9 protein-coding genes are annotated in these 8,230 nt (G+C 42.7%); 4 read left to right on the top strand and 5 right to left on the bottom strand.

The annotated features are described in order from the left end of the window. Positions 1 to 158: 158 nt before the first annotated feature. Together L4D09_RS19130 and kduD are read right to left on the bottom strand one after the other, a co-directional pair. Positions 159 to 671 carry a YgjV family protein gene (locus tag L4D09_RS19130; protein ID WP_428459122.1) on the bottom strand — a complete coding sequence of 171 codons (513 nt, stop codon included), beginning with the start codon at positions 669 to 671 and terminating at the stop codon, positions 159 to 161. A 93-nt stretch (positions 672 to 764) separates the two neighbouring features. Next, positions 765 to 1,526, bottom strand: a complete 762-nt coding sequence (kduD, locus tag L4D09_RS19125; RefSeq protein ID WP_428459121.1) for a 2-dehydro-3-deoxy-D-gluconate 5-dehydrogenase KduD — start codon at positions 1,524 to 1,526, stop codon at positions 765 to 767. A gap of 276 nt (positions 1,527 to 1,802) precedes the next feature. On the opposite strand from kduD, the gene kdgR reads away from it, so the two are divergent. From kdgR to L4D09_RS19110, 3 genes are all read left to right on the top strand, one after another. Next, a complete protein-coding gene (gene kdgR / locus L4D09_RS19120) occupies positions 1,803 to 2,585 on the top strand; it encodes a DNA-binding transcriptional regulator KdgR (protein WP_428459120.1) in 783 nt (260 codons plus the stop codon). A gap of 82 nt (positions 2,586 to 2,667) precedes the next feature. After that, on the top strand, positions 2,668 to 3,594 hold the full coding sequence (gene kdgK, locus L4D09_RS19115) for a 2-dehydro-3-deoxygluconokinase (protein WP_428459119.1): 927 nt from the start codon (positions 2,668 to 2,670) through the stop codon (positions 3,592 to 3,594). Between the two features lie 22 nt (positions 3,595 to 3,616). Next, the gene (locus L4D09_RS19110) at positions 3,617 to 4,240 is read left to right on the top strand and encodes a bifunctional 4-hydroxy-2-oxoglutarate aldolase/2-dehydro-3-deoxy-phosphogluconate aldolase (protein ID WP_428459118.1); all 624 of its coding nucleotides are present in this window, start codon (positions 3,617 to 3,619) and stop codon (positions 4,238 to 4,240) included. Positions 4,241 to 4,296: 56 nt separating this feature from the next. On the opposite strand, the gene L4D09_RS19105 is transcribed toward L4D09_RS19110, so the two are convergent. Beyond that, entirely contained in the window at positions 4,297 to 5,547 is a 1,251-nt protein-coding gene (locus L4D09_RS19105; RefSeq protein WP_428459117.1) for an NAD(P)/FAD-dependent oxidoreductase, read from the bottom strand. A 93-nt stretch (positions 5,548 to 5,640) separates the two neighbouring features. Between L4D09_RS19105 and L4D09_RS19100 the strand changes: the two genes are divergently transcribed. Further along, a complete protein-coding gene (locus tag L4D09_RS19100; protein ID WP_428459116.1) occupies positions 5,641 to 6,333 on the top strand; it encodes an aspartate/glutamate racemase family protein in 693 nt (230 codons plus the stop codon). Between the two features lie 66 nt (positions 6,334 to 6,399). Here the strand turns inward: L4D09_RS19100 and L4D09_RS19095 are convergent, their stop codons facing one another. Further along, positions 6,400 to 7,692, bottom strand: a complete 1,293-nt coding sequence (locus L4D09_RS19095) for a TRAP transporter large permease (RefSeq protein WP_428459115.1) — start codon at positions 7,690 to 7,692, stop codon at positions 6,400 to 6,402. Further along, the gene (locus L4D09_RS19090; RefSeq protein WP_428459114.1) at positions 7,685 to 8,230 is read right to left on the bottom strand and encodes a TRAP transporter small permease; all 546 of its coding nucleotides are present in this window, start codon (positions 8,228 to 8,230) and stop codon (positions 7,685 to 7,687) included. The genes L4D09_RS19095 and L4D09_RS19090 overlap by 8 nt, the downstream gene beginning before the upstream one ends.

Raw genomic sequence — 8,230 nt, 5'->3', positions numbered from 1 at the left:
TACGAAGGAAATAGAAGTTAACTTTGATAATGGCAAGATCATTTATAATTAATTATTCAATTCGATAATTGAAATTTTAATAGCCTTGCTAACTTTCTATTAGCAAGGCTTTTTTATTCTTGTAAAAAACAACATAATCAGGAAGTATTCAATTCAACCTAACGGGCTTCTTTAAGAGCCAAACCATCACTTTTGTACAGGCGATAAATAGTGGTGATATTCACTGTCAGCAAAGTAACCTCAAGCATCACACCACCAATTGAACCAACAACAATATTATTGATAAGCCAGCATACTGCCCCAACGACGAAAGCAAGGCGCATTTTTATTCCACTCAAACAGAACAAAGCATAAGAGCCAATACATGCCCCCATAATGGGTAAGATATCTAGCCAACCATCAGCAAGAACATAACCCGCAATTAGATTAAGTCCTATAAAGATATAGGCTAAATTCTTTGATTGGAATTTAATAGACAACCCAGTACGAAAAGCTGATAGCAAAGCACTCATCGCTGAGGTGATAGCTTCTAGTAAGAAAAAATGCACCATATGATTGAGGTTAAGCAGTACCATCATTATCTTAAGCTTACGATCGTCTTTTTGATAAAACGCTGATACCCCCAGCGCAAAGCTTACTAAGCCTAACCCCTGAGCTAAAGAGAATTCCATTGCCACCAGCCTTTCCATTGTATTATTTCAACCATAAGAAAACGGCCGCACTATAACAATAGTGCAGCCGCCAGAAGTTCGATGTCTTGAAGATTAACGTGCTAACCAACCACCATCAACAGCGACTGTGTAACCATTAATGTAAGATGCCGCATCAGAAGCTAAGAATACACACGGGCCAGCCAGATCTGCTGGTGTACCCCAACGGTCTGCAGGAATACGCTCAAGGATTTCAGCATTACGCTTTTCATCTGCACGTAGCTGCGCTGTATTGTTAGTTGCCATGTAACCCGGTGCAATTGCATTAACATTAATGCCGTGTTTTGCCCATTCGTTAGCCATTAGACGAGTTACGCCCATTACGCCGCTTTTTGATGCCGTATATGAAGGAACACGGATACCGCCCTGATAAGATAGCATCGAAGCAATGTTGACGATTTTGCCACCATGACCTTGAGACATAAACTGCTTAGCCACAGCCTGAGACATAAAGAACACTGACTTGATGTTAATGTTCATCACGTCATCCCAATCTTGCTCTGAGAAGTCAATCGCATCATTACGACGAATAATACCAGCGTTGTTCACTAGAACATCAACCTTACCGAATTTGCTCACCGCTTGATCAACAATGCCTGCAATATCATCAGTCTTCATCAAGTTCGCACGGATATCTAAGAACTGACGACCTGTTTCTTTAATCAGTTCGATGGTTTCTGTTGGCTCAACAATATTAACGCCAACAATATCACAACCCGCTTGTGCCAAACCTAGCGCCATACCTTGACCTAAGCCAGTATCACACCCAGTAACAATGGCAACTTTGCCTTCAAGATTGAATGAATTAAGAATCATGTCCTTTCCCCAATGATGTTCTGGCTCACAAGCCCCGAACGATTATATGTAGTTTTTCCCGTTAATGTATTTACACCTTATCAAAGCCAAAAAACCATATCAAGTTTTTTGAAAAGCTGTTTTATTTTTATCCTTGTGATTTTGACCGTTATCACACTCAGCCTAAAACCCGTGCCAATTCAGATTTTTTGAAAAAGGCTTTCATAAAAAATAGAAGCTATGTGGTTAAGTCCGTATAATGCTGATAACTACGTATTTTATGAAAGGACTTATGTTATGGAGTCATCTAAGCAGCCTGAAGCCGTGTCATCGGTCATGAAGGTGTTTGGGATCCTACAAGCACTTGGCGAACAAAAAGAAATTGGTGTTACTGAGCTATCTCAACGCTTAATGATGTCTAAAAGCACGGTATACCGCTTTCTTCAAACGATGAAAATGCTTGGCTACGTTTCTCAAGAAGGTGAAACTGATAAGTATGCACTTACTCTAAAGCTATTCGAACTGGGTGCAGCATCACTAGAACACGTTGACTTGATTGATCTTTGTGATAAAGAAATGCAGCAAATTTCACAACAAACCAATGAAGCACTTCACCTTGGTTCGCTTGATGAAAATGCCATTATCTATATTCATAAAATAGATTCAGGTTACAACCTACGTATGCAATCACGCATTGGCCGTCGTAACCCACTCTACAGCACTGCAATTGGTAAGGTATTACTGGCATACCGTGATGAGTCATTCACACGTGAAGCGCTGAAGGGTGTTGAATTTATCAAACACACAGATAAAACCCTTGAGAACATCGAGCAATTACTTAGCGAACTTAAAGCCGTTAAGCAACAAGCATATGCCGAAGATAATGAAGAACAAGAGCCAGGCTTACGCTGTTTAGCTGCCCCTGTATTTGACCGATTTGGTAATGTCATCGCAGGCTTATCTATTTCACTACCAACTATTCGTTTTGATGAAAAACGTAAAAATTACTATGTTGAACTATTACAAACGGCAAGCCGTAACGTCTCAGAACAGCTAGGTTTTCACAATTACCCACAATAAATAGGAACGCAATTTCATTTTTATTGACTTAAGCGTTTTTATTGATAAAAATACCCTCATTGACAATCATGAGGGTTTTTTTATGGCTTTAAAACATGTTGCCGTTATCGGTGAATGCATGGTCGAATTACAGCGTAAGGGTGAACACATCAAACAAAGTTTTGGTGGTGATACCCTCAATACAGCTCTGTACCTTTCCCGATTAACCCACCAGCACGGTATTGAAGTAAGCTATGTGACGGGCTTAGGCAACGATAGTTTTAGTCGCGACATGCTGACAGCTTGGCAGCAAGAGCAGATCAATACCGACCTCGTTTTTCAGCTAGAAGATAAAAAACCCGGTTTATACCTGATTGAAACAGATGAAACAGGCGAACGTACTTTCCATTACTGGCGTAACGACTCCGCAGCCCGTTATTGGCTTAATAATATCGATAGCCACTCATTCATTGAACAGCTTTCTAATTTCGAGATGATTTACCTCAGCGGTATTAGCCTTGCTATTTTACCTGATGAAGCGCGTGAAAAACTCTACCAAGTACTTGAGGCCTGTAAACAGCAAGGTAGCCAAATTGTTTTCGACAATAATTACCGACCTCACCTATGGCCTAATGCAGACATTGCCGCCAAGCACTATCAACGCATATTAACTCTGACAGATACAGCATTGCTGACATTCGATGATGAACTAATGCTTTACGGTGAACACAGTATCGATGACTGTATTGCTCGCAGCCAGCAATGTGGTGTCAGTGAAATTATCATCAAGCGCGGCGCTGATGATTGCTTAGTCGTAACGAACGAAGGCTGTACTTCTGTTGCTGCAACGCGGGTCAATAATGTTGTTGATACAACCGCAGCCGGTGACTCTTTTAGTGCAGGTTATTTAGCTAAACGCTTAACAGGTGGAGACATGCAACAATCAGCGCTAAATGCTCATAAGCTTGCAGGTACTGTCATCCAGCATCAAGGTGCGATCATCCCCCACGACGCAATGCCAAATTTATAACACTCGAATTAAAGGAACTATCATGACCAACCTAAATGCTCGTATGAGTGCGCTAAAAGTTATCCCAGTTATTGCCATTAAAGACGCAGACAAAGCGGTAAAACTGGCGCAAGTATTATCAGAAAACGGCCTACCTTGTGCGGAAGTTACCTTCCGTACTGAAGCTGCAGCCCAAGCTATCCGCAACATGCGCAATGCTTTCCCTGATATGCTGATCGGTGCCGGCACGGTACTTAACGCTAAGCAGGTTGATGAAGCAATTGAAGCTGGTGTTGATTTCATTGTAAGCCCAGGCTTTAACCCAACAACAGTGAAATACTGCCAGCAGCGTGAGATGCCTATTATTCCAGGTGTAAACAACCCAAGCATGGTTGAACAGGCAATGGAACTTGGCCTAGACACATTGAAATTCTTCCCAGCAGAGCCTTCAGGTGGCGTTAACATGCTAAAAGCGATGACAGCGGTCTACCCTGTTAGCTTCATGCCTACTGGTGGCGTAAATCCAGCCAATGTGAATGACTACCTGAGCGTGAAATCAGTATTTGCTTGCGGTGGCACATGGATGGTACCAGGTAACCTAATTGATGAAGAGCGCTGGGATGAACTCGCCGAGCTAGTAAAAGGCGTTGCGGGCATCGTCGCTTAACTGAACCAACAAAGATCTCGTTTAAATATAAGGGGGGATTACCCCCTTAATACTTGCTATGCGCTCTGCTTAAATCGTTCTGCCTTAAATGCCTGAGTATCAATACTCGTTGCTTCTCCCGCCACCATATCTGCAATTAACTTACCTGTTACCGGACCTGTGCTAAAACCAATATGCTGATGGCCACATGCTAACCACAAACCTGGCGTACCCGGTAGTGCACCTATGATTGGCATTGCATCAGGCAATGAAGGACGACTACCCAACCAAACATTTGAATGGCACTCATCACCAAGCTTAAAAGCTTCCCTTGCTTTGGGTAAAACTTGATTTAACTGGCTGTGGTTGGGCGATGCATGGTTATCGTTAAGCTCGACACCTGTGCTAATACGGATCCCCATATCGGTTGGCGACATGACATAACTACCTTCGACATCATAAAACGGGCGATTAAGCTGAAGATCGTCGACAGGGTGAAAATGCTGGTGATAACCACGTTCAAATCCCATTGGAACGCGGTAATTGAAAGGCTTCAGCAAATCATTAACCCATGGCCCTGTCGCCAATACAACATCATCGGCCTGATAATTTTGCCGAGTACCTAAAATCAAAAACTTTTCAGCTGTACGTTCAATACCGCGTACTGCATCTTTAATAATCTTCCCCCCCATTTGGGTAAATAGGCGAGCATATGCCGCAACAACCTCACCAGGGTTATTCACTGACGCAGTATCGGTGATCCAAAGGCCCTTTTTAAATATGTGTTGTAAGTTAGGCTCAAGTTCACGTATCTGCGCAGCATCAACAACCTCAAAACCTACATCATGCTGGTGATAAATATCTTGTTCATACGCACTGCCGCTAAAAGAAGCCTCTGAACGGAATAGCTTCAGCCAGCCATTATCACGCAGACGAAAAGAGGTGCTAGCTTCTTCCATCAGCATTTTGTGCTCAGCCAACGCCGGAGTAATTAACGTATTCAGCGCAGCAGAACGCCGCTGCGTACTCTCTTCTGTCGCTTCAGATATTAAGTTATACACCCATGATTTATTCTTAATAATATATTTATAATTATACCTAAGCGCAGGATGGCGGTTATTCATGTATTGCGGCAAACTCGATATCAGCTTTGCATTATTCAACGGTAGAATGGACCCTCGAGAAATGACACCCGCATTACCATAAGACGTTTCTCGGCCAATTTCATTTTTTTCAATAAGCGTGACTTTAAATCGCTTTTTTAATAGATAGAGCGCACACGAAACCCCAACCATTCCTCCGCCGACAACCACAACATGCTTTTCCATGGTGTTAACCTTTTGTTGTTATGTGTTATAAAAAATATACACTTATCCCTGCTTGTAATGAACCCTCAAAGCAACGTATTTCTGGAGAAAATAATGCAATCTAACGGAATAGATAAATCCAATCGAAAAGTGGGTGTGATCATGCTCAACACTCATTTTCCCCGCTTACTTGGGGATATTGGTAATCCAGATACTTTTTGTTGCGACACTGTCTATCGACGAGTAGATATCGCTACCGTGAGTAGCGTGATCAGTAATACTGGCGTCTCAAGTAATGTTGCCAATGCCATTTTTAACGCTGCGATAGAATTAGAAACCCAAGACGTTGATATTGTGCTCACCTCTTGCGGTTTCCTCGGTGAATTACAAAAAGATCTCGAACATAAAATCACGATTCCTATGCTCTCTAGCTCTTTAGTGCTCCTGCCATTTTTACGCAGTGTTTATGGTTTATCAGCAACTATTGGTATTATGACTTTTGACAGCCGCAAACTTCGTCCCATCCACTTTAATGGCAGCTATGACGAAAACATGGTGATACAGGGCGTTGAAAATGGTCAAGAGATCCACCGTGTAATTTCAAATGACCTTCTCGATATAGACAAACAAAAAGCAGAACTTGATGTTATTTTAGCTACCAGAGAATTGCTGAAATCAAACCCCAAAGCCATCGTATTAGAGTGTACTAACCTCTCGCCATATATTGACGCGATTCGCGAAGAAAGTGGACTCCCTGTTTATGACCTAATTCAAGCTGCTAACTGGTTACTTGACGCCAATAAGTGATCCAACGTTATTCATACGTAGAGTCACTAAATAGCCTCACAAGCACGATCGCTTATGAGGCTATCATTACATCGCGTAAGGCAAAAAGGTAGCTAAGCCGGGAAACATTACCAATATGAATACAGCTAACACCATTAGCATAAACATTGGTGCAGCCGCCCGAGCAATGAAGCTCATTTTGTGACCCGTCATTCCTTGCAGCACAAATAAGTTGAATCCAACAGGCGGTGTGATCTGCGCCATTTCAATGACTAGCATCAGGTAAACACCAAACCAAATCATGTCAAAACCAGCGGCTCTAACCATAGGTTCAATGATCGCCATCGTCAGCACAATGGAAGATAATCCGTCGAGAAAACAGCCTAATAAGATATAAAACAAAGTCAGACAAGCGATTAACATAAGCGGAGAAAGCTGCATCTCACCGATTATCTCAGCCAAAGTTCGTGGCAAGCCAGTATAGCCCATGGCTAATGACAGCAAGTGTGATCCCATTAAGATCAAGCCGATCATACACGAGGTTTTCACTGCCCCCATTAGCGAACGTTGAAAAGATTCGAAACTTAGACTCTTTTGCCACCAAGAAAGGAACAATGCACCTGTTACCCCTAATACTGCCGCCTCAGTTGCCGTTGCGATTCCGGTATAGATAGAACCAATCACAAACATAATCAGTAGCATAACTGGGGCTAGCTGCTTTACCGCCTCCCATTTTTGTTGCCAGCTATAGCGGGTAGTTTCTGAAACCGAATCTTTTGAAAAAAGCGACCATAATGCTACATAGCCACCAAACAAACTGGCAAGTAGAAGCCCAGGTACGATACCTGCCATAAACAATTTGGCGATGGATTCATTCACCGTGACGCCATACACAATCATCGAAATGGACGGCGGGATCAGTAGCCCCAATGTTCCCGCGCCAGCCAACGTACCGACGATCATTTTCTCGGAGTACTGCCGCTTTCGCAGTTCAGGAATCGCCATTTTACCAACAGTGCTTGCCGTGGCCGCTGATGAGCCCGAAATAGCGGCAAATAACGCAGAGCCACCAATATTGACATGTAATAACCCCCCCGGCATACGTGACATCCATGGGGTTAAACCTTTAAACAGAATTTCCGAAAGTTTGGTCCGGAATAATATCTCTCCCATCCAAATAAACAGCGGTAATGACGTTAACGTCCAAGAGGAGATTGAACCCCAGACAATGGTGGCCATCGCATCGCCAACGGGGCGGCTTGTAAATATTTCCATTCCAATAACGGCACAGCCTAATAAGCTTGCACCGACTAATACACCAGAGCCAAGAAAAAAGAACAGTAAGCTGAGGAAAACAAAAATAAGCAAAACTTCATTCATTGGTAGCCTCCTTCAGGCTATCAGCTTTGGTTTCATCAACTTGGGTTTGAGCTGTGGTAAAGAGCATTTCCAGTAATGTGTGTACAACGGATAAAGCCATCACAACACAACCAAAAGCGACAATGGATTGTGGGATGTATAGCAACATGCCGTCACTTCCCTCACTGACTTCTTCAAATTCGTACGACCAATAGGTTAGGATGATCATGTAGTAGGCGAGATAAATCATGATGGCCGATGTGGCAAAAAGCCCCCATATTGCAGCCACTTTCTGTTTTTTGGCTGAAAGCCGCGAGGTAAATAAATTGATACTAATATGACCACCATTACGAAATGTATAAGCTAAGCCTAAACAGTTCGCTGCAGCCATTAAATAACCCGCAATTTCGGTCAAGCCGCCAATATATATCTGAAAGAAACGAGATGTGATACTAAGTAATACGCTAAGTGCTAAGGCGACCAAGCATAATGCAGCAAGAACGCCACAAAATTTATAAAACTGTTCCAACAACGTTCCAAGACGTTTCAAGAGTGCCAT

This window comes from Photobacterium makurazakiensis (genome assembly GCF_050336715.1).
Classification (GTDB): Bacteria; Pseudomonadota; Gammaproteobacteria; order Enterobacterales; family Vibrionaceae; genus Photobacterium; species Photobacterium makurazakiensis.
The sequence above is the reverse complement of the archived record's forward strand: the minus strand, read 5'-3'. Positions and strand labels throughout refer to the sequence as shown.

Bases quoted from the DNA above. Each gene is read 5' to 3' on its own strand.
- L4D09_RS19130 (WP_428459122.1), bottom strand. From the start codon at position 671: ATGGAATTCTCTTTAGCTCAGGGGTTAGGCTTAGTAAGCTTTGCGCTG.
- kduD (WP_428459121.1), bottom strand. From the start codon at position 1,526: ATGATTCTTAATTCATTCAATCTTGAAGGCAAAGTTGCCATTGTTACT.
- kdgR (WP_428459120.1), top strand. From the start codon at position 1,803: ATGGAGTCATCTAAGCAGCCTGAAGCCGTGTCATCGGTCATGAAGGTG.
- kdgK (WP_428459119.1), top strand. From the start codon at position 2,668: ATGGCTTTAAAACATGTTGCCGTTATCGGTGAATGCATGGTCGAATTA.
- L4D09_RS19110 (WP_428459118.1), top strand. From the start codon at position 3,617: ATGACCAACCTAAATGCTCGTATGAGTGCGCTAAAAGTTATCCCAGTT.
- L4D09_RS19105 (WP_428459117.1), bottom strand. From the start codon at position 5,547: ATGGAAAAGCATGTTGTGGTTGTCGGCGGAGGAATGGTTGGGGTTTCG.
- L4D09_RS19100 (WP_428459116.1), top strand. From the start codon at position 5,641: ATGCAATCTAACGGAATAGATAAATCCAATCGAAAAGTGGGTGTGATC.
- L4D09_RS19095 (WP_428459115.1), bottom strand. From the start codon at position 7,692: ATGAATGAAGTTTTGCTTATTTTTGTTTTCCTCAGCTTACTGTTCTTT.
- L4D09_RS19090 (WP_428459114.1), bottom strand. From the start codon at position 8,230: ATGGCACTCTTGAAACGTCTTGGAACGTTGTTGGAACAGTTTTATAAA.